The sequence below is a fragment of the Sphingomonas sp. Root720 genome (genome assembly GCF_001428605.1).
Taxonomy (GTDB): Bacteria; Pseudomonadota; Alphaproteobacteria; order Sphingomonadales; family Sphingomonadaceae; genus Rhizorhabdus.
The window spans coordinates 90,371-115,841 of the sequence record NZ_LMID01000015.1; the positions used below are offsets into that span (position 1 = coordinate 90,371).

Below are 25,471 nucleotides of genomic sequence, written 5' to 3' on the forward strand. Positions count from 1 at the left end.
ATCCGGGTGCCTAGGCTTCGCAAGGCATGGGCACGCCTGCTGGCCCTTACCCAATATGGCTTTCCCTTCCTTCCCGGCCGCGCATCGACCCCGGTCGAGCGCCTGCGGCGGCTGACGGGGCCCGGACATCTTCCGAAAGGGCGCCGCCTGTTACGGCACGTGGCGTTCGCGGCAATGCTGTTCGGCTGGCCGGCCGGTGCGCTGCGGACCGCGATGCGGTCGGCGGCGTCGGGCCCGCGGCATGGCCGGCTCCGCCGCATTCTCGACGCCTGGTGGCTGGCCGTTACCCGCAATGTCCCGCCGTTCGAATATCGGGCCTATCGGCTGGACCAGCCCGAAGCCCGGGCCGGGCTGCCCCATTATCTCTTCTGGACCGACCTGCCCGCCATCGCGACGCTCAATGCGCGGCGCGGCGCGGACGTGCGCGACGTCCAGGACAAGGCGCGCTTCTCGGCCATCTGTGAGGCGCATGGGCTTCCCGCCATTCCAACCCTCGCGGCCTTCCGGGACGGCCGTCAAATCCTGCCCGACCTACCCTTCGCGCCCGAAGAGCCCGATCTGTGGGTGAAGGGGCTGACGGGCAGCGGCGGCCAGGGCGCGGCGCACTGGCGGCGGGAGCGGGGATCCTATCGCGACGGAAACGGCGTGCGCGTGGCGGTTGCCGACGTCGCCGACCGGATGGCGAAGGAGGACTGCATCGTGCAGCCCAGGATCGCCAACCATCCGGCCGTGGCGGACATCACCAACGGCGCGCTGGCCAGCCTGCGCGTCGTCACCGGACTCAGCGAGGGCCGTGCCGTCGCGCTTGCCGCGATGCTCTACCTTCCGAGCGGGACCCGGACCACGTCGATTGCCGGGATCGGCTGTGCGATCGACCTCGCCCGCGGCGTCCTGACCCGCGCGCTCGATTTCCGGAACGACGCGAGGGAGATCGAGGTCCATCCCGACACGGGAAACGCCATCGTCGGCCGGACGCTGCCCTTCTGGCAAGAGAGCCTGAGGCTGGCCACCGATGCGCACCAGCGCGCCTTCGATCGCTTCGTCTTCCTGGGCTGGGATGTCGCGCTGGCCGAGGGGGGCCCGTTGCTCCTCGAAGCGAATGCGGGCTGGAGCGCCCTCCATCTGCAACGGTTGAACGGGCCGCTCGGTCTCACCGACTTTTCGCGGATCGTCGATGCCCATATCTGATCGCGGCATGGTGTTCCCGCCGACGCCGCGTCACGGCAGGAAGGGTGGGCTCCGCCGCTAAGCGACGACGACGAGGCCGTCTTCGATCAGGCGCCCGGCGACGCCGCGCACTTCGTCCCGGCAGACCTCCGGTTCGACGTCATATTCCCCGACCAGGCAGGCCACCAGCTCGGACAGGCTGCGCGGCGTCTCGAGAAGTTCCCAGATGCGCCGGGTGACCTGCGAGAATATGAAATAGCTTCCCTGATCCACGCTCAGCATCAGCATCTTGTCTTCCAGGGGGGCGCCGAGCGCGTCGGCCGCTCGTGCCAGCGGCGCAGCCTCATCAAACAGGGGGGACGCCGTCATCAAATTCTCCGCTCTACGCGACAACAGGGTGCCAGCTGCCTATGGCGGTCATGGCGATACCGCAACTCCGTCTTCGCACGTATAATCCAGGCGTTCCATCATGGCGCCGTGCGCCCGCTCGATCGCCTGCCGCAATGGGCGGTCGAGCAACGTGCGGCCTTCGCCGGGCTCCGCGCGGCGAAAGAAGGTCGTTCCGACCCTGAAGCGTTCCGAGAAGCCGTGGGTTTCCTCCTCGCGTCTGAGCCGGTCGAAATCCGTCAGCTCGACGGCGCGGGCAATGTCGGCCGCCGCAACGCGAAGCCCGAGAAATTCCACCGCCCGCGTCAGCCACCGCACCGGCGACGCCCGGAGGTCTTCGTAACGGATGACGAGTATCGGCACGCGCGTCTGATCGAGCCAGCTCGATATGTGCGAACTCCAGTCGAGCGTCTTCTGGAAGATCTGCTGGGAGAAATGCTTCGGGATACCCTGCAGGTCGGCATCGGGATCGTTGATGAAGGCGACGGTCCTGTCGAGCGACCAGCCCCAGAACGGGGCGAGCGACAGCGCGATATCGCGGGGATCCCGAACCAGATACAGGGCCGCCTGGCCGGCGCTCTCTCCATGGATCGGCACGCCGTCACGATTGAAACGGTAGGCGTCGTGGCTCTTGAAGAAGCAGCGCTCGGTTTCGGCGCGAGCCTCGGCGTCGCACAGGCGGGGGCGCAGCAGATCCTGTTCGTCGGCGGTCAGCAACGATGTGTCGAGCAGCGAAGCGCTCTCGATATTCACCCGCGGCAGCGGCCCGGTTCCGACGTCGATCGCGCGATCCGGCGTCCAGCCACCGTCCTTGGGCTTCAACAGATGCATCAGCATCAGCCGCATCCAGGTGTTGCCCGACTTCATGTATGAAGCGATCCATACCGGTCCCTCCACACCGTCCGGCTTCGTCACGCCAACGAGGCCCAATGCTCCTTGAGGAGAGTCACGCTGCGCGGATTGTCGCCCTGCGCCGGCGAGCGGCTGAACAGGTAGACGGGAACGCTGCCCAGCAGTCGCGCCATCTGTTCGAGCTTGCGCGCGCGATCGCCGATCTGAGCGGACAGGTTGCGCCGATAACCGTGGCGATCCAGCGCGAAGGCGGCGTGTCCCAACGGCAGCAGTTCGATCGTCGGATCGCTTCCCGCCGGCAGGGGCGCCAGCATGTAGATGGCGCGAAGCGGTGGAGACTCGCCGCCCTGATGCGCGGGAAACTCGACGTGATATTTGTTGATGGCGCTCCTGACCGGCACGCCCCGACTAATCGTCCCGGGCAACCAGTCGAGCACGTCTTCCCAGAGGCGAAAGCGGCGGCCGTCCGCCTTCAAGGCCGGGTGCGCCCCGTCGAGGTCGATGGCGGCGACGTCGTCGCTCAGCATCTTGCAGTCTCCACCCAGGCAGAGCAGCGCGGCGAGGGTCGACTTGCCTGCCCCCGAAGCACCGCTGAAGGCGAAGGCGCGATCGCCATGCGCGACCGCGGAGGCGTGGAGGATCATCGCGCCGCGTTGATACAGCGCGATGGCGATCCCGCTGCCGACGACGAAGATCGCCGCATCGGCGATCGGAACCCCGGCGGTAGGCGCCACAACGATATCGGATCCGGCGGTAACGAGGAAACGGACGACCCCCGGAACCTCGAGCAGAAATGCCGGGGGCGCCGACTGCCAGTTGGGGCCGATCGCCACGGCGCCGTCCAGCGTCGCCGGAACCTCGCCCAGGCGGATGCGAATATCGTGAGGATGTATCGGGTTATGCAGCGCGATGCTGCCGGCCAGCGGAAAATCCGACCGCACGTGCAGGCCGGAAATGCGATAGGACCAATCGTCGCGGGCAGGCGATGCGGACATTGCGCTCATTCGAGCGGACGCCTTCCGGCGTCCGTCAGATCATCAGGAAGTGGGACCGGTCGTCGAGCTGAATTCAGTGACGGTCGCATATTTGCTCTGGGTTTCGCGGCGGGCGTCATAGCGCTCGAAATCCGGGGTCTCCCAAGTCTTGCGCGAACCCGATGCGTCGTGCGTCGCGATGTCGCTCTTCCGGTCCATCTTGCACTCCTCCAATCGGCGTTGATCGGACCATTGTGTACAGAATTGCGCCATCCGATCAAGGCATTGCTGCCGGAACGCCGTACCCCGCGCCAGCTTCCTGGCGACAAAGCGCTGTTCCTTCGTTTCCGCGCCGATTATCGTACGCAGGATGTCCCGCGCCGCCAGACCGTTGCCAGCATCGCCGCGCGCGGCGGACATCCTTCCGACGGAAGCCGGGACAGGGCGTTCGGTGCCGCCGCAGGACGCGCGATGCGGCTGATCTGCGGCCTGTACCGGTTCGACGGCGCCGCCGCGACCGCCGATAGCGTCTCCGCCATGGCCAGAGGGATGGTGGCTACCCCGCTGAAGCCCGATATCCGCCTGTGGACGGGCGGAGCAGTGGGCCTGGCTGTCGTGGATTTCGCATCCTCCTCCCCTGGCGGCCCCCTCCTCGAGGACGGGGACGGCGTGCTCGCCGCCGATCGGAGACTCGATGCGCCCGCCGACCTCGGCGAACGGCTGGATTGTCGCGGTGCCGACGACGATCGCCTCGTCGCCGCAGCGATCGCGCGGTGGGGCGGCGACGCGCCCGACCATATCCTGGGCGATTTCGCTTTCGCGCACTGGCAGCCCGCCACCGGCCGGCTGCTCTGCGCGCGCGACCTCTTCGGTGTGCGCCCGTTCCACTATATCTGGCGGCCCGGCGAGCTTTTCGCCTTCGCGTCCTTCCCCGCCGGGCTGCATGCCGCCAGCCTGACGCCCCGCATCTTCGATCGGATGGCGCTGGCGCGGCACCTCGTCCAGCGGCAGCAACCCGACGAATCGCTCTTCACAGGCGTCGCCCGGCTTCCCGCGGCGCATGGCCTCGAAGTCTCTCCGTCGGGCCTGTCGGTGCGCCGCTACTGGAACCCGGACGCGGTTGGCGCAGGCGATCGCCGGGTCACGCCCGAGGCGGCCGCGGTGGAGATGCGGTCTCGGCTTGACGAGGCGGTGCGATGCCGGCTGCCGCGATCGGGCAAGGCGGGTGCGCATCTGAGCGGCGGCCTCGACTCCTCGGCGATCACCGTGCTGGCGGCCCGCGAGCTGCGCGAACGCGGGGAGCAGCTTCACGCCTGGTCGTTCCTCGACGTCCAGCGCAACGATGTCGTGCTCGAGGACGAGGCGGCCTTCGTCCAGTCGGTGCTGGACCAGGAGCCCGGCATCGCCTGGGCGCCGGTCCGCCTGCCGCGCGACGACATCGACCCGGGACCCTATCACTCCGATCTTCCCCTGCCCCTCGGCCCGGACAATCCCGACTGCGCGGTATGCGCGGAGGCGGCCGCCGCGGGCGTCACGGTCATCCTGTCCGGCTGGGGCGGGGACGAGGGCGCCACGTTCAACGGGCGCGGCGTGCTGGCGGAGCATGTCGTGCGCGGACGATGGCGTACGCTTGCCCGCGAACTGTCCGCGATCCGGCGCGCGCGCGGGACGGCGATAGCCACCACGATCCGGACCGAGATACTGCCTTATCTACTGCCTGCCTTCGTGAGCGGGGCGCGTGCGCGCAATCGGGCGGATGGGCTGCCGGAGCGGTTGATGGCCTGCCTTTCCCCTGCCGTTTCCGCCGAGCTGGAGGCGGACGGCCACGGCGGGCCGAGCCTCTATGCGGATGCCAGGAAGAATCGCGCCAACCTGATCGGTTCGCCCCATATCGCGCAACGCTGCGAAAACTGGGCGGCGCTGGGCGCGCAGCATGGCGTCGCCTTCGCCTTTCCAATGCTGGATCGCCGGCTCGTGGAATATACGCTGTCGCTACCCGGCGGCGTTTTTCTGCGCGACGGCTGGAAAAGGCGGGTGTTCCGGGACGCGATGCGGGGAATCCTGCCCGACCTGGTCCGGGAGCGACACGGCAAGGCCACGCCCTTCCCCGCCATGCCCCTGATCTTCGCCGAGCAAAGGGCGATGCTGGCCGCGCGGATCGAGGCCGCCGCGGGCGACGCGACCGTCAGCGGCCTTTTCGACATCGACCAGCTGCGCGATCAGGCAGAGGCGCTGCCGGACCCGGAGACGCTGAAGGCGGGCCTGACCGGCAATGCCACGCCGGACGCAGCCATTCCCGCGCTCCGCCACCCGCTGCGCATGGCGGCCTTCGTCGCGCAGGACCCATGACGGGGCGGCGGCCCCGCTCGATTCACGCGCCGGTCTCCCCGGCCGCCGCGACCCGGATGAAGAGCGAGACGCGGTCATGCGTTCCGAGGATATGGACCGTTTCGCCCGCCCGGCGCTCGAGAATTTCGGGCAGGGGATAGAACAGCGCGGCCCAACAGGATTCCGTGCCGGGCGCGGGGCGGTTCTCGTACAGGATCGAATCGTCGATGTTCAGGCGAATCCACTGGATGACGCCGTTGGCCGGGCGTCCGTCCGCGACGACCGCGGCCCGCGCCTCATGCGCGCGGAACGGCCCGCCCGACCGGAAATCGAAGTGCATCAGGTCGGCGCTCGAGCTGCGGATATCGATCTTCGGATCACCGACCCGGTACCGCCGCGCCGCAGCCGCCAGCATGTTGAACGCGGACAGGTCGAATCCTTCGACCATTCCCATTGCTTCCCTTTCCGCGGTGTCGCTCCAGACGAGGGCGACGCGGACGGTGCCCGCCCGGGGAATCATCTGGCCGTCGGGCTTGAGCCACCGCGCCGCCTCTTCCATGACCGGCAGGCACCCCTCGCCGATCAGGTTGTTGCTGACGATCTCGGAGACCAGCACGTCGACGGGGCCTCCCAGATCGCGGTCGAGATCGAGCTCGGAGGAATGCTTGCCGATCAGCCGGATGCGGTCGGCGAAGCCATTGGCTTCCAGCACCCGTCTGGCGGCTGCGGCGACGGCCGCATTCTGTTCGCAGGTGAAGACCTCGCCCGCGCCGGCGCGCGCGGCCATCATCGCCAGCAACCCGGTGCCCGAACCGATGTCCAGCACCCGGGACTGCGGCGTCACGGCACGACGCAGAGCCCGATCATAGGCGCTGTTCCGCGCATCGTCCCGGACGATGACAAAATGCCAGCCCGGCACCATGTCCTTCAGCAGGGCCGCGGCCGCGGCCGCGATCGACGGCGGCGGGGTCATCGCCAATATCTCGATCGCCAGCGCCACCGCGCGCTGGGGCCGGGTCTCGACCATCTCCTGCGCAACGTGCATCAGGGCGGCCGGATTCTTCCCCGCCTGGCCGGCGATGATTTCCAGCGCTTCGTGCCTAACCGCCCTATCCAAAAGCCTGTCTCCCCGGAAAACCGAATCTCGGCCTCGCGCGCCTCGCCGCACGCCGCGATCGTCGGACCGGCATCCCGACCACTCAGACGAAACATCCCAGTTCGGTAATATGCGGCGATACCGGATAGCCGGTCACCTTCACCCCCGCGGCATCGAGCCAGGCGTGCGCGTCGAGCGGCTTGGCATCCCCCCTGCCCGCGCCGAAATGCATCACGGCGGGAATACCGCGCCGGCGCAGCATCGCATGGGCGGCCATCGCCTGTTGCAGGCACACCGATCTGAACGGCATCCACGGCGCGATCGCCCGCACCGCCCAGCCGATCGACCGCGCGACCTCTGCCCGTTCGGCGCCCATGTCCTGCGCCTGCGCGGCGACGCGCGGGTCGGTCGGCGGCACGAAAATGCCGATCCCCCGGGCGACGCGACGGAACGGGAACAGCGCCAAAGACAGGCGCGCGACGAGCATGCTCGCCGCAGCCTCGGCTACCAGCAGCTGGCGGCGCGGCCCGAGCCCGAGCGCGAAACCGATCTTACGGACGATCGATCGCGACGGCACCATGCTTCTCCATGTTCCATAAGGAAGTCACGGACTTCCATACCCATCCCCGGTCGACGCCGCGCACCCGCGCCGGTTGCCCCGGGGCGGGCGGGAGCTCGTCGTGCCATGCACCTGATACGCCGGACCGCGAGAATCCGCCACCCGGCTTCGCACCGGCTGCTCCGCTCAGGCGAACAGCGCCGTCCGGTCGCGGAGGATCTGCTCCGCCGCGCGGTCGGCGAGGGCGTGGACGGTGAAGGTCGGGTTGGCGCCGCCCTCGGTCGGGAACAGGCCGGGCCCGGCGATGTAGAGATTGTCGATATCGTGCACCCGGCCATGGCCATCGGTCACCGAGGTCGCGGCGTCGCGCCCCATGATCGTGCCGCCGGCGAGATGCGCCGAGTTCATCGGGGTATGCCAGACGTCGGTCGCGCCGCCGGCCTTGAAGATCGCCACGCCCTCGTCGCGCATCGCCGCCCATAGCCGCTTCGCGTCGTCGGAGAAGCCGTGGACCAGCCGCGCGCCGCGCACGCCCCAGCCGTTCACGCCATCGACCAGCTCGACCCGGTTGTCGGCGCTCGGCTCCTCCTCGCACATGCCGATCATGTTGGCGCCGTGGCGGACCGCGCGGCGCATGAAGGCATCGAGGGCGGCGCCGTTGAGGTCCGTCCGCGCCGCCGCCAGCCCCGCCAGGTCGTTCGGCTTGATCGCCGCCGCCACGAGCCATTGCCGGCTGCCGAAGGCGCCCGCGGTGCTGGTCTTGCCATAATCGTCATGGCTGATCAGGTGCGCGCCGGTGACGCCGCGATGGGGTTCGGTCTCCTCGGGGAACAGGCCGAGGACCTGGATCAGGCCATGCGTCATCACATAGCGGCCGACCAGCCCATGGGCGTTGCCGACCCCGTGCGGATGGAGCGCGCTCGCCGAGTTGAGCAGCAGCGCGGGATTGCCGACCACCGACCCGGCGAGGATGACGAGCCGTGCCGGCTGGACCCTGCGCGCGCCCGATCGGTCGCGATACTCGACCCCGTCGATCCGGCCGGGCCGGCTCGCGACCAGCCGCGTGACCGGCGTTTCGGCGAGGATCCTCGCCCCCGCGAGCTCGGCGCGCGGCAGGAAGATGGCGAGCGGGTTGGCCAGCGCCATGATCGGGCAGCCGGCGTCGCACCAGCCGTCGTAGAGACAGGCCGGGCGATTGCCATAGTCGACGCTGTTGATCGCCATCGGTGCCGGCGCGATCCGCTTGCCGGCCGCCGCGAAGGCGCGCGCGAGCACCTCCCCCTGCCTGAGCGGATCGAGCGGGGGCATCGGATAGGGATCGCCGGCGGGACGCCAGGGTTCGGCGGCGGCATCGCCCGAAATGCCCACCTCGCGCTGGATGCGGTCATAATGGGGCCGCAGCTCGTCATAGCCGAGCGGCCAGTCGAGCCCGCGACCATGGTCGCTGCGCATCGAGAAGTCGGCGGGGTGGAGCCGGGGCCAGGTGCCATAATGGTGGAGCGCCGCGCCGCCGACGCCCCAGCCGGCGTTGAAGCCGAAGCCGATCGGCTCGCCGCCGGTCGTCGCGACGTGCGGGCCGCCCCAGCGCAGCCGGCGGCTCCAGATCTGCGAGCTGATCATCGACCCGGCGTCCCAGCGCGGGCCGGCCTCGAACAGCGTCACCGACCGGCCGGCCTCGGCGAGGCGCGCCGCGAGCAGCGCCCCGGCGGCGCCGGCCCCGACGATCGCGACGTCTATGGTCGCGGACACGGTCCTGGAATCGCTCACCAGTCGGTCTCCGGTTCGATATGGCCGAGATAGTCGACGCCGAGCCGGGCGAAGCCCGCCTTCGTCCCATAGGCGATGTCGATCGCGTCGAGCCGCAGCGCGAACAGGAAGAAGCCGGCCGGGGGCCCCTGCCAGCCCGCCGGATCGGGGCCCGCCAGCCCGGCGAGGATCGCCGCCCAGCGCGGATCGCCGGCCGGGGGCGGCGCGGCGCCGTTCAGCCGGGCGAGCGACGCCAGCGCCGGACGGTAGAAATCGAGATAGGGCGGCGCGACGTCGAGATAGCGCAGCACCAGCAGGCTATCGGCCGGGGGCACCGCGAGATGATGATCGAGATAATGGACCAGCCCGGCGGCGCGGGCGGGCGGCGCGATCGCCTCGCCCAGCCCGCCGATCCAGGCGGCCTCGCCCGCGGTCAGCGTCCGCGGGGCCGCGCCGCGCGCCTGCGCCTCGGCGGCGCTCATCCAGGACAGCCCGCCGCCGGCGCTCGCCAGCACCAGCCCCGCGGCCGAGCGGCCCAAAACGTCCCTGCGTGTGATCGCCAACCAAGCCTCCTGTAGCGAAATGCCGGCCTCGGCCCGGGAGCCGTTCCGAGGATGGCATTTCGCGCAGCAGAGAAACATATCCGAGCGGCAGGAAACAGCCCGATATCGCTAGAATTTCGCCGCCAGTTCGAGGCCGAGCTGCTGCCGGCTGCCCGGCGACACGAAGGAACCGCCGAGTTCGGGCGCCGGCACGACCTCGTTGATCCATTTCTTGTCGGTCAGATTGTTGGCGAAGGCGGTGAGCGACCAGTGGTCGGTGGCGATCCCCGCCCGGACATTGACGATGCCATAGGCGTCGCGCCGGCTCTTCGAGAGATCGGCGAGACCGTTGAGCGAGGGCCGGGTCTGCGCCTGGACCGAATGGAACCAGGTCGGCCCGGTCAGGCGATAGTCGACGCGGCCGATGGCGCGCAACGCGCCGGTCACCGGCACATCGAGCTGGCTGCCGAGGTTCAGCGTATAGTCCGACGCATAGGGCACCTTGTTCCCGACGGTGTCGGGCCGCGAGCTGTTCTTGCGGATCTTGCTGTCGGTGACGTTGCCCGATCCGAACAGGGTCCAGCCGCGCACCGGCCGGACGCTCACCGAAAGCTCGCCGCCGTAGAGGCGCGCCTTGTCGATGTTCGAGACGACGCGGAGCAGGCCGAAGGAGCCGACGTAGAATTCGAAGAACTGCATGTCCTTGATGTCGGTATAGTAGACCGCGCCCTCGATGCTGAGCCGGCCGCCCATCAGCGCCGACTTGAAGCCCGCCTCGAACGCGCTCGACACCTCCTTCTTGTAATCGTCGCGGACGGTGATGTTCGCGTTGAGCGGCGGCGCGTTGAAGGTGTTGACGATCGCGGCGCTACCGCCGCTGTTGAAACCGCCCGACTTGAAGCCGATGCCCCAGTTGCCGAACAGGGTCAGGGCTTCCGATGGCTTGTAGGTCAGGCTCAGCTTGGGCTCGACCTGCTCGAACGCCTTCGATCGCGGCGGCAGGACGCCGCTGGGATTGTAGATCGGATCGAGGCCGGGGTTGAGATAATAGCCGCCCTGCCCGTTGCCCTGCGGATTGACGTAGAGCGTGCGGACGTCGGTCGGGATCTGGTTGCGGACGGCCCGCTCCTCCCGGTCGTAGCGCAGCGCGAGCGACGCGGTGAACGCTTCCGAGAATTTGTTCTGCACCGATCCGAAGACCGCATAGACGTTGGTCTTGAACTTGTCGTCGCTGAGCGCCTCGGTCCGGCTGCGCGGGTCGAGCGTGAAGCATTCGCGGATCGCCCCCTGCCCGGTGTCGGTGGCGAGGTTCACGCAGATGTGGCGATCGATGTGCAGATAATAGGCGCCGGCGAGCCAGGACAGGTCGGTGCCGGGCAGCGACGATATCCGGAATTCTGCGCTGAAGTCGGTCTGGTTCCGCTTGTTGAACTGATAGCCGTCGCAGGTCGTCGGCGAATAGGGCGCGAAGAAGGAGGTTTCGGGGGTGCCGCCGATGAAGGTCGGCGGCGGGGTCGGGAAACCGGCGAGCGCGGCGGTGGTCGCGCGGCACTGCGCCTGCGGGAAGAAATAGCCGTTGGAGCCGCTGGTGCCTTCGCCGGTATAACTGTTGGCGATGTCGCTATAGGCGGCCCAGGCTTGGAGGCTCGCCCAGTCGGTGTCGTGGGTGAGCTTGACCGAGACCTCCTTCGTCACCTGGACCTGGCGCGATTCCAGATTGCCCTGGAAGGCGTTGGTGAAATCATAGTCGTTGACGTCGAGATAGGCGGCGGGGCCGACGAAGGGGACGAGCCCCGGGATCGCATAGGCCGCGCCGAACACGACCGTGCCGCCGGCGACCCGGCCATATTTCGCCTTGATGTCGACCGAGGTCCTGTCGCCGAGATCGGCGGTCAGCCGCGCATTGACGTTCCAGCGCAGGAAATTGTCGACCGAGTGGCGGCCGAAGCCGGGCACGTCGACGCCGGGGGTCGCCGCCAGGATCGCCGTCTTGTAGGCGTCGAACGCCGGCGTCCCCTGGAAGACGTTCCTGTAGAAGCCGTTGCCCTTCTCATAGTCGCCCGAGACGAGCAGGCCGATGCCGCCGCCGAGCGGGCCGGAGAGATAGCCCGCCGCGCGCTTGTGATCATATTCGGCGTAGCTCACCGTGGCCTGCCCCTCGAGCCGGTCGCCCGGCTTGCGGGTCGACAGGATCACCGCGCCGGCCGCCGCGTTGCGGCCGTAGATCGCGCCCTGCGGTCCTTTCAGCACCTCGATCTGGCTGAGCGTGCCGGCATTCTGGTTGAGCGCGGCGGTGTTGGTCTTGAGGATGCCGTCGACGATGAGCGCGACATTGCTCTCCGCGTCGCGGGTGCCGTTCAGGCCGCGCACGCTGATTTGCACGTCGCCGGCCTCGACATTGCCGGTGACGATGGTGACGCCGGGCACGAGCTGGACGAAGTCGGTGGCGACGGTGACGCCCGAGGCGCGGATCGCGCTCTCGGTCAGCACGCTGATGGTGGCGGGCACGTCGCGGACCTTTTCCTCGACGCGGCGCGCGGTAACGAGGATCTCGCCATCGTCGGCGACGGCCCGGTCCGCTGCCTCCCGGTTCACGGCCTCTGCGAAAGCGGGCGCCGCCGTGCCCCATATCAGCGGCGAAAGACAAAGCGAGGCGAGCAGCCTCCTATGTGCGGTCATGTCTTCTACTCCCTGTTTGATTTTAGGTCGTTTTACTGACCTCCCCCTCGTAGAAGCGCTCGATCATCGCATCGATGTCGGTCACTTCCTTGATTTCCGAAATGAGAATGGCGGGCGGACCGGCCGTATAATTGGGGAAGTCCGCCGACAGCCGGCGCGCGGCCTCCTCGAACTCGAACAAGGTCGCCAAGCGCTCGGCGCCCTCCCGGTCGTCGAAGACCACCGCCGCCATCGCCGCGAACGGCGCGCTGTCGGCCTGGAGGTCGCCGCCCCGCGCCGGCCCGAACAGCAGGATCTTGCGCGGGCGGATGCCGAGATGCTTGTCGGTCAGCCCGAGGCCGAGCGGAAGGTGAACGTCCTTCCAATGGCCGACGTCGAAGACATGGCCGGGCGCGGACGGATAGAGGAACGCCAGCATGTGCATCGCTCAGACTCCCTGTTCGGCGGCTTCGGCGGCGAGGAGGCGCGCCAATATCCGCCGGCCTTCGAGCTGGAGCCGGTCGCCGGCGAAGGAGACGGGCTCGGCATCGAGCAGGTCGCGCGCGCCGAGGACCGCCTGCTGCCCCTCGAGGATCGGCTTGTCCTGGTTGAAGACGAAGTTGGCCGCGTCGATGAACATCGCGTCCATCGAGGCGTCGCCATAGTTGCGGATCGAGCGGTAGAAATAATGCGAGCTGGTCTCGCCCTCGGGCACCGCCGCGTGGAGATTGTAGATCTCGACCGGTTCGGCGTCGGGCTCGTCGGCGGGCCGCACGCTGATGTGGAAACTGGTATAGACCGGCGCCCACCAGATGACCTCCATGCGGAAATCGACCGGCGTGTTCCATTCGGCGACCCCGCGGCTCTGCGCGACCATCGACCGCCACAGCGGCCCGCCCTCCAGGCCCAGCCGCGCGGCGTGGGTGCGGAAGCGGATCGAGGTCTCGCCGATCTCGAAGGTCATCCCCCGGTCGACGAAATCGGTGCCGGGCCGCGCATTGCGATAATATTGCACCTCCGCGCCGCCGAAGGATTCGGGATGGACGAACTCGGCATGGGTGATGTCGAACAGATTGTCGTTGATGAGCCGGTAGTCGCTGCGGATCGACTCGATATGGCCGTAGCCGCCGATCCAGGCCGGGTCGCCGCTGACGCGGAAGCCGTCGGGTATGCTGCTCTCGTCCGCCGCGCCCGCCGGATCGCCGAGCCAGATCCAGACATAGCCGTGCCGCTCGACGACCGGATAGGTCCGCACCCTGGCGCGCGACGGGACCGCCTTCTGGCCCGGGACCCGGACGCAGGCGCCGTTCGCGGCGAACTCGGCACCATGATAGGCGCAGCGAATGCCGTCGCCGACGACCGTCCCCAGCGACAACGGCACCAGGCGATGCGGGCAGGCATCCTCCAGGCCGACCAGCGCCCCGGACGCGCCCCGATAGACCGCCACCCGCCGGCCGAGCAGCGTGCGGGCGACGATCCGGCCTTCGGCGACCTCGTCGGGCTCGGCGACGATATACCAGGCATTGAACAGAAACATCGGCCCTCGCATCCTCAGGGGGCGGGAACCCGACCCCAACTGTCGAGGCCGATTGTATTTGTTGCGTCAGCCCAGCTTTAGTAGGGTAGTTCACAAAACACTGTTGTGAGGGGCACAACAATGCGGCGGTGGGAATCCTACGAAGCCTTTATCGCGGTCGTCGAGTGCGGGAGCTTCACCGCGGCGGCGGAGCGGCTGCGCCTGTCGAAGTCGGCGATCAGCCGGTCGATCAGCTCGCTCGAGGCGCGGCTCGGTAGCCAGCTCCTGTTCCGGACCACGCGGCGCCTCGCCCCGACCGACCTCGGCCGGTCGGTCTATCGCCGCTGCGTCGAGCTGTTCGACGTGCTGGCGGAGATCGATTCCGAGGCGATGGAGCATGACGCCTCGCTGCGCGGCAAGCTGCGCATCGTCGCATCGGACAGCTTCGGCGAATATTATATCGCGCCGCTGGCGGCCAAGATGATGCATCTCCACGAACAGCTCGAGATCGAGCTGCTCGTCACCGACCGGACGATCGACATCGTCGCCGACGGCTATGACATGGCGATCCGCTACAGCGCGCTGGTCGATTCCAGCCTGCGGGTGCAGAAGCTCTACGAACTCCCGCACATCTGCACCGCGTCGCCCGACTATCTGGCGCGCGCGGGCACCCCCGCGACGGTCGCGCAACTCGCCCGCCACAATTGCCTGGTCTCGACCTTCGAAGCCTGCAACGCGTGGCGCTTCGGCACCGGCCGGAGCCAGAAGGCGCCCAATCTGTCGGGCAACTGGTGCAGCAACAACGGGCCCGCGCTGCTGACGGCGGCGCTCAACGGCATCGGCATCGCGTGGCTGCCCGAACTCTATGTCCGGCCACATATCGGCGCCGGGACGCTGGTCGAGCTGCTCGCCGACCAGCGCGCGGAGCCGATGCCGGTCTGGGCGGTCTATCCGGCACGGCGACAGACCGCCAAGGTCCGCGCCTTCATCGACTATGTGAAGGCCAATCTTCCCGGGGCGGAAGAGCAGAAGACCCCCGGGTCGGCGGCGCTCCCGGCCGACGGGACGCGGCTGGCCGCGCTGGCATCGTGAGGCCCGGCCGGCCCCCCGGGCCCGGGCCGGCGCATCATGCCGGAGGTGGCGACAGGCCGAGCCGCCCGGCGACCTCCTCGACCGGCGTGCCGGGCTTCACCAGCATCCACCGGCCGGGCTCGGCGCCGTCGATCAGGACGACCCTCCCCTTTGGACAGAGCTTGAGGCAGCGCGTCTCGATCACGCCGAAATCGGCCTTGCGGCCCTTCCTGCCGTTGGAAAGCGCGCGCAGCGCACGGGCGAGCGGGGTGCGGCCGTTCTTGCCGAAGCCGCCCTTCACCTTCTTGCTGCACTTGGCGCAGACCAGCACCGCCTTGCGCCATTCGGCCGGAACATCGTCGCGCATCGCCAGCTCCCTTGGGCCAGCTTCCCGGGATGAGGCCCAAATGAAAAGGGGCGGCATCGCTGCCGCCCCTCGCATAACGTCGGCCAGGGGATGATCCCCCGGGACGGGATCAGCCGTTCAGCGCATCCTTCAGCGCCTTGGCGGCGGTGAAGGAGACCTTCTTCGAAGCAGCGATCGTCAGGGTCGCGCCGGTCGCCGGGTTGCGGCCTTCGCGCGCCGGGCGGTCAGCGACCTTGAACTTGCCGAAGCCCGGCAGCGAAACTTCATCACCCTTCTTGGCGGCGTCCGTGATCGCCTTCAGGGCGCCGTCGATGACGCGCTTGGCTGCGGCCTTGTCGATACCCTGTTCGGCGGCGACGACGCCTGCGATGTCGGCAGTGTTCATGATCACTCCTGGTCTTGCTTGTGTAAAAAACCCTATTGCACCGCCTTAACGGCGCAAGGCGCCCCTTGTGCTCGGCTCTTTCGGCGGGAGCAATTGGAAAGTCGCCTGAAAGCGCGAAAAATTACATCCGCAGACGATTTGGGGGGAATTTTTTCGATGGGACGCCCCTTCGACGGGCTGTTTCGAGGCGCGCGACCGCTATTCCGAGCCCAAAATCGGGCCCGCGAGCAGTTTGTCGATGCGGCGGCCATCCATGTCCACCACCTCGAAACGCCACCCGCGATGGTCGAACGATTCGCCGGTGGCGGGCAGATGCTTGAGCCGCCACAGAGCGAAGCCGGCGGCGGTGGCGAAGTCGCGATCCTCGGGCAGGCTGATCCCCAGCCGGTCGGCCATCGTGTCGGCCGCGAGCGTCCCCGAGATCAGCCAGCTGCCGTCCTCGCGCTCGACGAGCGGCGGATCATGATACTCGTCCTGGTCCGACGCGAACTCGCCGGCGATCGCCGCGAGCAGGTTGGCAGGCGCGACCAGCCCTTCGAAATGGCCATATTCATCGTGGATGAAGGCCATCGGCACCTCGGCCTCGCGCAGCGCCTTCAGCGCGTCCATCGCCTCGACATGGTCGGGCATGACGATGCCCTTGCGGAGCATCGCGCGCAGGTCGATCGTCTCGCCCTTCAACAGGCAGCGGACCAGGTCGCGCGCGTGGATGACGCCCAGCATCTGGTCGACCGAGCCGTCGGCCACCGGCATGCGGGTGTGCGGGATCTCCGCCAGCTGCGCCAGGATCTGCTCGGGCGTGGCGTTGATGTCGATCCATTCGACCTCGGTGCGCGGGGTCATCACCTCGCGCACCGGCCGGTCGGCCAGCCGCACGACCCCCGAGATGATCGCGCGCTCGCTTTCCTCGATCACCCCAGCCGAAGACGCCTCGGCGACGATCAGGTGGAGTTCCTCGGCGGTAACGTGATGTTCGGACTCGCGGGTCAGTCCGATCACGCGGAAGATGAGCGCGCTGGTCTTGTCGAGCAGCCAGACGAAGGGCGCGGTCAGCCGCGACAGCCACAGCATCGGCACCGCGACCAGCGCCGCGATCGGCTCGGGCGAGCGCAGCGCGAACTGCTTGGGTACCAGTTCGCCGACGATCAGCGACAGGAAGGTGGTGACCGCGATGACCAGGGCGAACCCGACCTCCGGCGCGCTGGCGGACGGGACGCCGAGCTGGGCCAGCCGGGCGCCCACCGGTCCGCCCAGGCTGGAGCCCGAATAGGCGCCGGCGAGGATGCCGATCAGGGTGATGCCGATCTGGACCGTCGACAGGAACTTGCCGGGATCGGCGGCGAGCTCGATCGCGGTCCGGGCGCCCCTGCGCCCGGCGCGGGCCATCGCCTCCATCCGCGCCTTGCGAGCGGACACGATCGCGAGCTCGGACATCGCGAACACACCGTTCAACGCGACCAGGGCGAGGATCATCACCAGGTCGAACCACGGAAAAGGGGCCAGGGGAACAGGGTGCGGCATGGCGCTGGCGACGTTCATGCCGTGGATTTTGCCTTTGCACAACTGTCATCGACGGCCGGGCCCGGCGAGAGCGTCAGCGGCGGGCCGCGAAGAAATCCCTGAGCAGCAGCGCGGCCTCCGCCTCCCCGATCCCGCCATAGACGTCGGGGCGGTGGTGGCAGGTCGGCTGGGCAAAGACCCGCGGCCCGTTCGCGACCGCCCCGCCCTTGGGATCGTCGGCGCCATAATAGAGCCGGCGCAGCCGCGCGTGGGAGATCGCACCCGCGCACATCGCGCAGGGTTCGAGGGTCACATAGAGATCGCAATCGTCGAGGCGCTGCGCCTGCAGCCTGGCGCTCGCGGCGCGGATCGCCTCCATCTCGGCATGGGCGGTGGGATCGGTGCCGGCGCGCATCGCGTTCGCGGCGGTGGCGACCACCTCGTCGCCGCGCATGATCACCGCACCGACCGGCACCTCGCCGGCTCCGGCCGCGCGCGCGGCGAGATCGAGCGCGAGGCGCATAGGATAAGGCAAGGGAAAGCTCATCGCCCTTCCGATTAGGGGGCGACGGGCGCAAAATCTAGCGGATGGGGATCCGCTCGGGAACGAGCAGCAGCGCGAGGGCGCACAGCATCCCCGGAATCCAGCCGATCACGGTCAGCACGACCGTCAGCCAGAAGGCCGGCGTGATCCCGCGCGCCAGGAACACGCCGAGGGGCGGCAGCAGGACCGCCGCGACCACCGCCCAGGGGGTGACGGGGTGCGATCGTTCCTGCTGCCGAATCACGATCAGTTGGCCTTGTCGACGTCGACCGTCGGAACCTTGACCTGTTCGGTGGTGGTGCCGACATCGACCTTCGGGACGGTGACGTCGGTGGTCTTGGAGCCGACGTTCACCTTGGCGGTGTCGACATCGAAGGCGGGAGCCTGTCCGCCGGTGACGCTGACGTCGGGCGCCTTGGCCTCGCGGGTCTGGCTGACGTCGATCAGTCCGAAGGCGAAGGCGGCGATGATCGCGAGAACGGCGATGACGCCGATGATGATGGCGGTCCGGGCGCCTCTGCCGCCGCGCGCGGGGTATTCCTTATAATGTTCGTGCGTCGTATTCACCTTCGGCACTCCTCGCTGATTCGATGGAGCACCAACAACGATCAGTGTGGACAACAGTTGCATCATGCGGGTCCGTCCAGCTTGACGAATCTGTGGAACGGGGCTATCGGCCGCGACTTTCCGGGCAACCCGAACATCAGGACGAAGAATAATGTCGCGCATCTGCGAGCTGACCGGCAAGGGCCGCCAAGTGGGCCACAACGTGTCCCACGCCAACAACAAGACCAAGCGGACCTTTCTGCCGAACCTGCAGAACGTCACGCTGATTTCCGATTCGCTGGGCAAGGGCGTGAAGCTGCGGGTCTCGACCCACGGCCTGCGCTCGGTCGAGCATGTCGGCGGCCTCGACAACTGGCTGCTCAAGACCTCGGACGAGCGGCTCTCGCTGCGCGCCCGTCGCCTGAAGCGCGACGTCGCCAAGAAGCAGCAGGCCGTCGCGGCCTGATTCGCCGCGCCCGCCACGCGGCGGGCCAGCTCGACCAAAAGCCGGATCGCCCGCGCGGTCCGGCTTTGTCGTGCCCGGCGAAGGTGATGCGGGCGAACCAGAAGCTGCCCGAGAAGCCGGCCTGCGCCGGCATGGCGGAGCGGACGACCGGGCCCAGCTACCGGTCCCGGTCGGCATGGCGGCCCTTGCCCCGCCCCTCCATCAGCTCGAACTTGAGCAGCAGCGTCCGCTCGATCGGCATCTGATTGTCGTCGGAGATGATCCACAGGATGGTGCGCCCCTCCTCCTGCGTGACGGCGATTCCCTCCATATTGTCGATGTTGAGCGGCGGCTTGAGTTCGGCGACGAGCGCGCTGGTCAGGGTCCGGCCGGGCGCTATGCTCGCCGGGTCGGCGATACCGACCGCCGCCGAGAAGCCGTCCAGCATGCCGAATCGCCGATGCAGGATCACGAGCCGTCCGTCCGGAAGCTGCGCCGCGTCGGTCGGGACATAGCGGTCGAGCGGCGCGCGATAGCCGAACTGATAGGGTGTGTTGCGGGCCTTGGTCGGATCGCCGGGAAACATCAGCGCGGCATGGACGTGGGGCGCGATGGCGCGGCCTTCCGCGAACACGACGAAGCGCCCGCCCGCAAGCCGGACCATCGCCTCGGGTCCCGAATTCTCCGACCAGTCCTTCATCGCCGGCGGGAAGGCGACCGACTGGAGCATGGTCAGGTCGGGCGAATAGCGCAGGATCGCATTGTGATATTCGAAGCCGACCCAGATGTCGCCTTCGGGGCCGACCGTCATCGATTCCGAATCGCGATCCGACCGGCCCCCATCATACGCCGGGAAGGCGGGCAGCTTGCCGAACCGGCTGTCGTCGATCGTCCCGGGAGAGGTCATGCGGAAGCGCAGATAATGGCCCGTGTCGGCCAGCGCGAAGAAGCGGTCGCCGTCGACCCGCAAAGCCGAATAGCCGCCGAAGTCGGGTTGCCGGCTGGTCAGCTGCCAACCGCCGAGATAGCGCAGCCCGCCGATCGCGGTCCGCGCCGGATCGGCCGGGTCGAGCGGGATGGACGTCGCCACCACGCTGATGCCGGACTGCGGAAAGCCCGCCGATCCCGGCACCAGGCAGAACAACAATGCGGCCAGTACCTTCTTCATGCGCCGCCGATACCCCTCGCCCGAGCGATTCCAAAGGCTTTTGCGTGCCCGCGCGACGGATCGGCCCCGCCCCCAAGCTGAACGCCGGCCAACAAGCGCGTTCAGCATCGGCTCACGCGAATCATGGAATAAGCGTCTCATCGATCGGGCCCATCCGGCCCTGCAAAGGGGTTCCGCTCAGCGGGACGCACGGTTGAGACGAGGAGGTTGTCATGTTGCGCAAGTTTATCGCGGCCGCGGCCGCTTCCGCCGCCGTCCTGATGACGGTGGCCCCCGTTGCGGCCCAGGCCCAATATTATGGCGGCCGCTACGAGCAGGTTCGCGACTGGCGCGGCGACCGCGGCCATTATCGCGGCGACCGGGGCTATCGCGGCGACCGCGGCTATTACCGGGATCGCGGCTATTATCGCGGCGACCGGGGCTATCGCGGCGGCCGCTGCCGCGACAAGGGCACCGGCGGCACCATCATCGGCGCGATCGCCGGCGGCCTGCTCGGCAACGAGATCGGCAATGGCCGCTACGATCGCGGCGACGGCACCACCGGCGCCATCATCGGCGCGGGCGTCGGCGCCCTCGCCGGCCGGGCGATCGACCGCAACTGCTAAGACGCGCGTCGCGCGCTTTCCCACCTGAACCAGTTCCCCGCGTGGCGTTGTGGGGAGGAGGGTCGCCGGTCTCGCTGGAGGAGTCGGCGGCCCTCCACTTTTTGCGGGCATAGCCCGCGAAACGTGGAGGGGTTTGTTTGTTTTGCCTCAGGCGCCGGCGTGCGCATCCGCGCACTTGGCTTTCCTCGCATAAGCTCGGGCGGCCGTTCGGCCTTGCGGGACGCTGACGCGTCCCGTTTCACCGTGCCTCTCGAACCTGGAGATGGGCGTCGGAGCCCGACGGGCTCCGCAAGCGCGAACGCGCGCCCGAGCTTATGCGAGGATAGCCAAACCGGACGGATGTCCGGTGCCGGCGCCTGAGGCAGACGAGGTTTACCTCGGCTCCAGATCAAAAAGCCCCGCGAGCTGCTCGACCATCGTGCCGCCGAGCTGCTCGACATCCATGATCGTGACCGCGCGCTGATAATAGCGCGTCACGTCGTGGCCGATGCCGATCGCGATCAGTTCGACCGGCGAGCGATTCTCGATCCAGCCGATCATCTGCCGCAGGTGGCGTTCCAGATAGGAGCCGTTGTTGACCGACAGCGTCGAGTCGTCGACGGGCGCGCCGTCCGAGATCACCATCAGGATCTTGCGCTCCTCGCGCCGGGCGATCAGCCGGTTGTGCGCCCAGAGCAGCGCCTCGCCGTCGATATTCTCCTTGAGCAGCCCTTCGCGCATCATCAGGCCGAGCGACTTGCGCGCGCGGCGCCAGGGATCGTCGGCTTTCTTGTAGACGATGTGGCGCAGATCGTTGAGCCGGCCCGGCGCGGGCGGGCGGCCCGCCGCCAGCCAGGCCTCGCGCGACTGGCCGCCCTTCCAGGCGCGGGTCGTGAAGCCCAATATCTCGGTCTTGACCGCGCAACGCTCCAGCGTGCGGGCGAGGATATCGGCGCAGATCGCCGCGATCGAGATCGGCCGGCCCCGCATCGACCCCGAATTATCGATCAGCAGCGTCACCACCGTGTCGCGGAAATCGGTGTCGCGCTCGATCTTGTAGCTCAGCGAATGCGCCGGATCGACGACGACGCGGGCAAGCCGGGCGGCGTCGAGCAGCCCTTCCTCCTGGTCGAAGTCCCAGCTGCGGTTCTGCTGCGCCATCAGCCGGCGCTGGAGCCGGTTGGCGAGCTTGGTCACCGCGCCCTGGAGATGGACGAGCTGCTGGTCGAGATAGGCGCGCAGCCGCGTCAGCTCCTCGTCGTCGCACAGCTCGGTGGCGGCGATCTCCTCGTCGAACTGGGTGGTATAGGCGTGGTAGTCGAAACTGGGCGGCAGATCGGACATCGGCCGGTTCGGGCGGACGGGCATCATGCCCTCCTCCCCGTCGTCGCCCATGTCGCCGTCCATGTCGGACTCGCTGTCCTGGTCGAGCTGGCGCTGCTCGCCATCCTCCTCGCCCGCCTCGGACTTGTCGGCGCGCATCTCGACGTCCGAGTCGCTCGACCCGCCCGAATCCTCGCCCTCGTCCTGCTGGTCCTGGCCCTCTTCCTGGTCCTCGCCGTCCTCGTTGTCGCCGGCTTCGGGATCGGTCTCGGGAAGCTGCTCGCCCTGGGTCAGCTCGAGATCCTCGAGCAGCCGGCCGACCAGCCTGGCAAAGGCGGCCTGATCGTCGAAGGCGAGTTCGAGCGCGTCGAGATCCTTGCCCGCCTTCTCCTCGATCCAGTCGCGCACCAGCGCGAGCCCCGGCTCGGCGATCGCGGGCACGGCCTGTCCCGTCAGCCGCTCGCGCACCAGCAGGCCCACTGCGGTCGACAGCGGCACCTCCTCGCGCGCCCGCGCGCGCACCAGCGGATCGGAGCGCAGCCGCACCTCGAGCGCGTTGTTCAGATTGGCGCGCACCCCGGCCATGCCGCGCGACCCGATCGCCTCGACGCGCGCCTGCTCGACCGCGTCATGGACGGCGCGGGCGACCGGCTCGGACGGGGCGGCGCGTTCGTGGACGCGCGTGTCGTGGTAGCGCGCCTTGAGCGCGAAACCGTCGGCGAAGCCGCGCGCCTCGGCCACCGCCTGCGGCGGCAGGTTGCGCGAGGGCATCGGCACCCGCAGCTGCTTGAGCGAGAAGGACGGTGCCTCGGCGGTGAAACTCAGCTCCAGCTCATGGTCGCGCGCCATCGCCCGGGCGGTACCGCCCAGGACGAGCCGGAAGCTTTCGAGGGGGGACTGTTCGGCCATCAGTCGAGCAGCAGCTCGCGGAGGCGCGCCGTGGCCGGTGCGTCGACGCCGATCGACGCCAGATAGGCGTCGATGCCGCCATGGTCGCGGTCGAGGCTGTCGAACGCCACCGCCAGATAGTCGGCGTCGGCGGCGAGCAGCGGCCCGACGACCTCCGGATCGACGGCGGCGAACCTGTCCGATCCGCCGCGCCCGGCGCCGATCAGCCGGGAGAAATCGGCATAGCGGTTGGTCAGCAGATAATCCTCGACGATCGTGTCGCGCGGCACGCCCAGCACCGCCAGGATCAGCGCGGCCGCGACCCCGGTGCGGTCCTTGCCGGCCGAACAGTTGAACAGCAGCGGCACATGCCCGCCCGCCAGCCGCTCGAACAGGAAGCGGTAGGACGGCGCATGATCGACGAGGATGTCGCGGTAGAGGCCGAGCATCTTCGCCCGCATCCGCGCGGCGTCGGTTACCTCGCCACCGAGCAGCGCGCCGAGCACGCCCGTCACCTCCTCATAGTCGCGCGACCAGTAGAGGACCCCGGCCGGCTCGCACCAGCGGGTGGGATCGCGCCGCCGCTCGCCGGGGCGGCGCAGGTCGCACACCGTCGCGATGCCGAGCCCGGCGAGATGCGCCTCGTCGGCCTCGGTCAGCATCGACATCACGCCCGAACGGAACAGCAGCCCGCGCCGCACGGTACGCCCGTCGGCGGTCGCATAACCGCCCATGTCGCGCAGGTTGAACCCGCCCTCCAGCGGCAGCAGCGGCGAGAGTTCGATCGTCGTCATGCTTTCCCGACGATGCTCTCCGGCAGGTCCTTCCCGAACACGCGCTGATAATATTCGGCGACCAGCGGCCGCTCGCTCTCGTCGCACTTGTTGAGGAAGGACAGGCGGAAGGCGAAGCCCACATCGTTGAAGATGAGCGCGTTCTGCGCCCAGCTGATCACGGTGCGCGGGCTCATCACGGTCGAGATGTCGCCGGCGACGAAGCCCTGGCGGGTCATGTCGGCGACCTTCACCATGTCCTCGACCACCTTCTTGCCGTCGGGCTTGTCATATTCGCCGGACTTGGCGAGCACGATCTGCGCCTCGGTGGCGGCGGGCAGATAGTTGAGCGTGACGACGATGTTCCAGCGATCCATCTGGCCCTGGTTGATCTGCTGCGTGCCGTGATAGAGGCCGGTCGTGTCGCCGAGGCCGACCGTATTGGCCGTCGCGAACAGACGGAACCAGGGGTTCGGGCGAATCACCCGGTTCTGGTCGAGCAGGGTCAGCTTGCCCTCGGTCTCCAGCACGCGCTGGATCACGAACATCACGTCGGGGCGGCCGGCATCATATTCGTCGAAGACGAGCGCGGTCGGCGTCTGCAGCGCCCAGGGCAGCAGGCCTTCGCGGAACTCGGTGATCTGCTGGCCGTCGCGCAGCACGATCGCATCGCGGCCGACGAGATCGATACGGCTGATATGCGCGTCGAGGTTGATGCGGATGCACGGCCATTTCAGCCGCGCCGCCACCTGCTCGATATGGCTGGACTTGCCGGTGCCGTGATAGCCCTGGACCATCACGCGGCGGTTGTAGGCGAAGCCCGCGACGATCGCCATCGTCGTGTCCGGATCGAACACATAGGCGGGATCGAGATCGGGAACGCGCTCGTCCGACTCGGAGAAGGCGGGCACTTCGAGATCGCTGTCGATCCCGAACAGCTCGCGGACCTTCACCATCCGGTCGGGGGCCGAGAGCACCGTGTCGGTGCGGCTGTCGGGCTGGACATTGGGCAGGTCGGTCATGGGTAGCCTTTTGGGATCAACGATGCTGCTTATGCGAAGGCGGGACGGCCTTTCAGCTGCGTATAAGCCGAAATCACGTCCTGCAAAGCCTTCTCGTGGGTCCGATCGCCGCCATTTTTGTCCGGGTGGTAGCGTCGGAGCAGTTCGGCATAGCGGGTGCGCAAGGCCCGACGGTCGGCATCCTTGTCGAGTCCCAGCAGCTTGAGGGCCCTGCGGTCGCCATCGGACAGCGGCCGGCCGTCGGTCCGCTCCTGCTCGGCCCGGCGGGCGAAGCGGGCGCCGATCGCGTCGAGCGGATCGGTATAGTCGGCCCAGCGCGGCGCGGCGCCCGCGTTGGGCGAGAAGGCGCGCGTCTCGCGGTCCCAGCCGCCATAGGGGGTCTGCTGGGCCTCGATCTCCTCGGTGCTCATGCCCGCGAAGAAATTATAGCCGCTGTTGAAGGCGCGGATATGGTCGAGGCACAGATAGCGCCACTCGCCCGGCCCGTCGGCGCCCGACGACCCGCCGCTCCGCGCCGGCGCACGGAACTCGCCGGGCGCCTCGCAACCGGGTTCGGCGCACCGCCGCTCGCTATTCTCGATCCGGCCGTGGAAGCGCGCCCGCGTCCGCCGTGCCGCAAAGTCTTCGTTCAACGCTCGCCTCTTGTCATGCAAACCCTCTATATAGGGCGAATGAGCGAACTTCCCACAGGCCCCGTCGCCGCCGAGATCAGCCGCCGCCTCACCGCGGCCCTCGCCCCCACCCGACTCGCCGTGATCGACGACAGCGAGAGCCATCGCGGCCATGCCGGACATGACGGCTCGGGCGAAAGCCATTTCACCGTCGAGATCGAAAGCCCGTCCTTCGCCGGACAGACCCGCGTGGCGCGCCAGCGCGCCGTCAACACCGCCCTCGGCGACCTGTTGCGCGACAGGATCCACGCCCTGGCGATCAAGGCCCGAGCCCCCGGCGAAGCATAGATCGTTACGCCCGCAGGATCATTGGAACTTTTCGCCGCCCCTGCCGTTCTGCCGGCAAATCCCTGGGACGG

At 68.5% G+C, this 25,471-nt stretch carries 28 protein-coding genes; 6 read left to right on the forward strand and 22 right to left on the reverse strand.

Annotated features, from left to right (window positions below; genetic code table 11):
- The first annotated feature begins 6 nt into the window (after positions 1-6).
- A complete protein-coding gene (locus tag ASE22_RS22580; protein WP_156397279.1) occupies positions 7-1,188 on the forward strand; it encodes a sugar-transfer associated ATP-grasp domain-containing protein in 1,182 nt (393 codons plus the stop codon).
- A gap of 57 nt (positions 1,189-1,245) precedes the next feature.
- On the opposite strand, the gene ASE22_RS22585 is transcribed toward ASE22_RS22580, so the two are convergent.
- The 4 genes from ASE22_RS22585 to ASE22_RS27200 are packed head-to-tail and all read right to left on the reverse strand — an operon-like array spanning position 1,246 to position 3,800.
- Positions 1,246-1,536: a PqqD family peptide modification chaperone gene (locus ASE22_RS22585; protein WP_056364977.1), complete on the reverse strand. Its 291-nt coding sequence runs from the start codon at positions 1,534-1,536 to the stop codon at positions 1,246-1,248.
- Positions 1,537-1,584: 48 nt separating this feature from the next.
- Positions 1,585-2,469 carry a sulfotransferase domain-containing protein gene (locus ASE22_RS22590; RefSeq protein WP_321163642.1) on the reverse strand — a complete coding sequence of 295 codons (885 nt, stop codon included), beginning with the start codon at positions 2,467-2,469 and terminating at the stop codon, positions 1,585-1,587.
- Positions 2,466-3,410, reverse strand: coding sequence for a hypothetical protein (locus tag ASE22_RS27195; protein WP_056364982.1), 945 nt, complete (start codon positions 3,408-3,410; stop codon positions 2,466-2,468). Before ASE22_RS27195 ends, ASE22_RS22590 begins: the two co-directional genes overlap by 4 nt.
- A gap of 33 nt (positions 3,411-3,443) precedes the next feature.
- A complete protein-coding gene (locus ASE22_RS27200) occupies positions 3,444-3,800 on the reverse strand; it encodes a hypothetical protein (RefSeq protein ID WP_162248241.1) in 357 nt (118 codons plus the stop codon).
- A gap of 51 nt (positions 3,801-3,851) precedes the next feature.
- On the opposite strand from ASE22_RS27200, the gene ASE22_RS27205 reads away from it, so the two are divergent.
- Positions 3,852-5,729 carry an asparagine synthase-related protein gene (locus ASE22_RS27205; RefSeq protein WP_162248242.1) on the forward strand — a complete coding sequence of 626 codons (1,878 nt, stop codon included), beginning with the start codon at positions 3,852-3,854 and terminating at the stop codon, positions 5,727-5,729.
- A gap of 22 nt (positions 5,730-5,751) precedes the next feature.
- Here ASE22_RS27205 and ASE22_RS22605 read toward each other — a convergent pair whose 3' ends face one another.
- The 7 genes from ASE22_RS22605 to ASE22_RS22635 form a co-directional block, all read right to left on the reverse strand.
- Positions 5,752-6,753 (reverse strand): methyltransferase domain-containing protein, encoded by a 1,002-nt coding sequence (locus tag ASE22_RS22605; RefSeq protein WP_156397280.1) that lies wholly within the window; start codon positions 6,751-6,753, stop codon positions 5,752-5,754.
- A gap of 154 nt (positions 6,754-6,907) precedes the next feature.
- A complete protein-coding gene (locus tag ASE22_RS22610) occupies positions 6,908-7,384 on the reverse strand; it encodes a lasso peptide biosynthesis B2 protein (protein ID WP_056364991.1) in 477 nt (158 codons plus the stop codon).
- Between the two features lie 165 nt (positions 7,385-7,549).
- Positions 7,550-9,130, reverse strand: coding sequence for an FAD-dependent oxidoreductase (locus ASE22_RS22615; protein WP_056364995.1), 1,581 nt, complete (start codon positions 9,128-9,130; stop codon positions 7,550-7,552).
- The gene (locus ASE22_RS22620) at positions 9,127-9,672 is read right to left on the reverse strand and encodes a hypothetical protein (RefSeq protein WP_056364998.1); all 546 of its coding nucleotides are present in this window, start codon (positions 9,670-9,672) and stop codon (positions 9,127-9,129) included. Before ASE22_RS22620 ends, ASE22_RS22615 begins: the two co-directional genes overlap by 4 nt.
- Positions 9,673-9,780: 108 nt before the next feature.
- On the reverse strand, positions 9,781-12,330 hold the full coding sequence (locus ASE22_RS22625) for a TonB-dependent receptor (RefSeq protein WP_056365000.1): 2,550 nt from the start codon (positions 12,328-12,330) through the stop codon (positions 9,781-9,783).
- 22 nt (positions 12,331-12,352) lie between these two features.
- Positions 12,353-12,754: an EthD domain-containing protein gene (locus tag ASE22_RS22630; RefSeq protein ID WP_156397281.1), complete on the reverse strand. Its 402-nt coding sequence runs from the start codon at positions 12,752-12,754 to the stop codon at positions 12,353-12,355.
- Between the two features lie 3 nt (positions 12,755-12,757).
- Complete coding sequence (locus ASE22_RS22635; protein ID WP_056365004.1) at positions 12,758-13,846, reverse strand: aromatic ring-hydroxylating dioxygenase subunit alpha; 1,089 nt, start codon at positions 13,844-13,846, stop codon at positions 12,758-12,760.
- 120 nt (positions 13,847-13,966) lie between these two features.
- Between ASE22_RS22635 and ASE22_RS22640 the strand changes: the two genes are divergently transcribed.
- Positions 13,967-14,917, forward strand: a complete 951-nt coding sequence (locus tag ASE22_RS22640; protein ID WP_082545583.1) for a LysR family transcriptional regulator — start codon at positions 13,967-13,969, stop codon at positions 14,915-14,917.
- A 34-nt stretch (positions 14,918-14,951) separates the two neighbouring features.
- Here the strand turns inward: ASE22_RS22640 and ASE22_RS22645 are convergent, their stop codons facing one another.
- The 6 genes from ASE22_RS22645 to ASE22_RS22665 form a co-directional block, all read right to left on the reverse strand.
- Positions 14,952-15,263 carry a hypothetical protein gene (locus ASE22_RS22645; RefSeq protein ID WP_056365009.1) on the reverse strand — a complete coding sequence of 104 codons (312 nt, stop codon included), beginning with the start codon at positions 15,261-15,263 and terminating at the stop codon, positions 14,952-14,954.
- A 109-nt stretch (positions 15,264-15,372) separates the two neighbouring features.
- A complete protein-coding gene (locus tag ASE22_RS22650; protein ID WP_056365012.1) occupies positions 15,373-15,648 on the reverse strand; it encodes an HU family DNA-binding protein in 276 nt (91 codons plus the stop codon).
- Positions 15,649-15,846: 198 nt separating this feature from the next.
- On the reverse strand, positions 15,847-17,187 hold the full coding sequence (locus ASE22_RS22655; protein ID WP_056365014.1) for a hemolysin family protein: 1,341 nt from the start codon (positions 17,185-17,187) through the stop codon (positions 15,847-15,849).
- A 55-nt stretch (positions 17,188-17,242) separates the two neighbouring features.
- Positions 17,243-17,671 carry a nucleoside deaminase gene (locus tag ASE22_RS22660; RefSeq protein ID WP_235537452.1) on the reverse strand — a complete coding sequence of 143 codons (429 nt, stop codon included), beginning with the start codon at positions 17,669-17,671 and terminating at the stop codon, positions 17,243-17,245.
- 58 nt (positions 17,672-17,729) lie between these two features.
- Complete coding sequence (locus ASE22_RS26385) at positions 17,730-17,936, reverse strand: YqaE/Pmp3 family membrane protein (protein ID WP_156397282.1); 207 nt, start codon at positions 17,934-17,936, stop codon at positions 17,730-17,732.
- A gap of 2 nt (positions 17,937-17,938) precedes the next feature.
- Complete coding sequence (locus ASE22_RS22665; protein WP_235536336.1) at positions 17,939-18,259, reverse strand: hypothetical protein; 321 nt, start codon at positions 18,257-18,259, stop codon at positions 17,939-17,941.
- A gap of 151 nt (positions 18,260-18,410) precedes the next feature.
- Between ASE22_RS22665 and rpmB the strand changes: the two genes are divergently transcribed.
- The gene (gene rpmB, locus ASE22_RS22670; RefSeq protein ID WP_056365021.1) at positions 18,411-18,704 is read left to right on the forward strand and encodes a 50S ribosomal protein L28; all 294 of its coding nucleotides are present in this window, start codon (positions 18,411-18,413) and stop codon (positions 18,702-18,704) included.
- 157 nt (positions 18,705-18,861) lie between these two features.
- On the opposite strand, the gene ASE22_RS22675 is transcribed toward rpmB, so the two are convergent.
- A complete protein-coding gene (locus ASE22_RS22675; RefSeq protein WP_056365024.1) occupies positions 18,862-19,851 on the reverse strand; it encodes an esterase-like activity of phytase family protein in 990 nt (329 codons plus the stop codon).
- A gap of 212 nt (positions 19,852-20,063) precedes the next feature.
- Between ASE22_RS22675 and ASE22_RS22680 the strand changes: the two genes are divergently transcribed.
- Positions 20,064-20,456, forward strand: coding sequence for a YMGG-like glycine zipper-containing protein (locus ASE22_RS22680; protein WP_056365028.1), 393 nt, complete (start codon positions 20,064-20,066; stop codon positions 20,454-20,456).
- Between the two features lie 372 nt (positions 20,457-20,828).
- On the opposite strand, the gene cobT is transcribed toward ASE22_RS22680, so the two are convergent.
- The 4 genes from cobT to ASE22_RS22700 are packed head-to-tail and all read right to left on the reverse strand — an operon-like array spanning position 20,829 to position 25,073.
- Entirely contained in the window at positions 20,829-22,667 is a 1,839-nt protein-coding gene (cobT, locus tag ASE22_RS22685) for a cobaltochelatase subunit CobT (protein ID WP_056365030.1), read from the reverse strand.
- A complete protein-coding gene (locus tag ASE22_RS22690; RefSeq protein ID WP_056365033.1) occupies positions 22,667-23,440 on the reverse strand; it encodes a tyrosine-protein phosphatase in 774 nt (257 codons plus the stop codon). Before ASE22_RS22690 ends, cobT begins: the two co-directional genes overlap by 1 nt.
- On the reverse strand, positions 23,437-24,441 hold the full coding sequence (gene cobS / locus ASE22_RS22695; protein WP_056365037.1) for a cobaltochelatase subunit CobS: 1,005 nt from the start codon (positions 24,439-24,441) through the stop codon (positions 23,437-23,439). Before cobS ends, ASE22_RS22690 begins: the two co-directional genes overlap by 4 nt.
- A 29-nt stretch (positions 24,442-24,470) precedes the next feature.
- Positions 24,471-25,073 carry a J domain-containing protein gene (locus ASE22_RS22700; protein WP_056365040.1) on the reverse strand — a complete coding sequence of 201 codons (603 nt, stop codon included), beginning with the start codon at positions 25,071-25,073 and terminating at the stop codon, positions 24,471-24,473.
- Positions 25,074-25,112: 39 nt separating this feature from the next.
- Between ASE22_RS22700 and ASE22_RS22705 the strand changes: the two genes are divergently transcribed.
- Positions 25,113-25,400, forward strand: coding sequence for a BolA family protein (locus ASE22_RS22705; RefSeq protein WP_056365043.1), 288 nt, complete (start codon positions 25,113-25,115; stop codon positions 25,398-25,400).
- The last annotated feature ends 71 nt before the right edge of the window (positions 25,401-25,471 follow it).

Excerpts from the sequence above, each read along its gene's own strand:
- ASE22_RS22610 (WP_056364991.1), bottom strand. The coding sequence starts at position 7,384 with ATGGTGCCGTCGCGATCGATCGTCCGTAAGATCGGTTTCGCGCTCGGG.
- ASE22_RS22645 (WP_056365009.1), bottom strand. The coding sequence starts at position 15,263 with ATGCGCGACGATGTTCCGGCCGAATGGCGCAAGGCGGTGCTGGTCTGC.
- ASE22_RS22605 (WP_156397280.1), bottom strand. The coding sequence starts at position 6,753 with ATGCACGTTGCGCAGGAGATGGTCGAGACCCGGCCCCAGCGCGCGGTG.
- ASE22_RS22635 (WP_056365004.1), bottom strand. The coding sequence starts at position 13,846 with ATGTTTCTGTTCAATGCCTGGTATATCGTCGCCGAGCCCGACGAGGTC.
- ASE22_RS27205 (WP_162248242.1), top strand. The coding sequence starts at position 3,852 with ATGCGGCTGATCTGCGGCCTGTACCGGTTCGACGGCGCCGCCGCGACC.
- ASE22_RS22705 (WP_056365043.1), top strand. The coding sequence starts at position 25,113 with ATGAGCGAACTTCCCACAGGCCCCGTCGCCGCCGAGATCAGCCGCCGC.
- rpmB (WP_056365021.1), top strand. The coding sequence starts at position 18,411 with ATGTCGCGCATCTGCGAGCTGACCGGCAAGGGCCGCCAAGTGGGCCAC.
- ASE22_RS22640 (WP_082545583.1), top strand. The coding sequence starts at position 13,967 with ATGCGGCGGTGGGAATCCTACGAAGCCTTTATCGCGGTCGTCGAGTGC.
- ASE22_RS22630 (WP_156397281.1), bottom strand. The coding sequence starts at position 12,754 with ATGCACATGCTGGCGTTCCTCTATCCGTCCGCGCCCGGCCATGTCTTC.
- ASE22_RS22680 (WP_056365028.1), top strand. The coding sequence starts at position 20,064 with ATGTTGCGCAAGTTTATCGCGGCCGCGGCCGCTTCCGCCGCCGTCCTG.
- ASE22_RS22625 (WP_056365000.1), bottom strand. The coding sequence starts at position 12,330 with ATGACCGCACATAGGAGGCTGCTCGCCTCGCTTTGTCTTTCGCCGCTG.
- ASE22_RS22690 (WP_056365033.1), bottom strand. The coding sequence starts at position 23,440 with ATGACGACGATCGAACTCTCGCCGCTGCTGCCGCTGGAGGGCGGGTTC.
- ASE22_RS22655 (WP_056365014.1), bottom strand. The coding sequence starts at position 17,187 with ATGAACGTCGCCAGCGCCATGCCGCACCCTGTTCCCCTGGCCCCTTTT.
- ASE22_RS22585 (WP_056364977.1), bottom strand. The coding sequence starts at position 1,536 with ATGACGGCGTCCCCCCTGTTTGATGAGGCTGCGCCGCTGGCACGAGCG.
- cobT (WP_056365030.1), bottom strand. The coding sequence starts at position 22,667 with ATGGCCGAACAGTCCCCCCTCGAAAGCTTCCGGCTCGTCCTGGGCGGT.
- ASE22_RS22650 (WP_056365012.1), bottom strand. The coding sequence starts at position 15,648 with ATGAACACTGCCGACATCGCAGGCGTCGTCGCCGCCGAACAGGGTATC.
- ASE22_RS22675 (WP_056365024.1), bottom strand. The coding sequence starts at position 19,851 with ATGAAGAAGGTACTGGCCGCATTGTTGTTCTGCCTGGTGCCGGGATCG.
- ASE22_RS27195 (WP_056364982.1), bottom strand. The coding sequence starts at position 3,410 with ATGAGCGCAATGTCCGCATCGCCTGCCCGCGACGATTGGTCCTATCGC.
- ASE22_RS27200 (WP_162248241.1), bottom strand. The coding sequence starts at position 3,800 with ATGTCCGCCGCGCGCGGCGATGCTGGCAACGGTCTGGCGGCGCGGGAC.
- ASE22_RS22660 (WP_235537452.1), bottom strand. The coding sequence starts at position 17,671 with ATGCGCCTCGCGCTCGATCTCGCCGCGCGCGCGGCCGGAGCCGGCGAG.
- cobS (WP_056365037.1), bottom strand. The coding sequence starts at position 24,441 with ATGACCGACCTGCCCAATGTCCAGCCCGACAGCCGCACCGACACGGTG.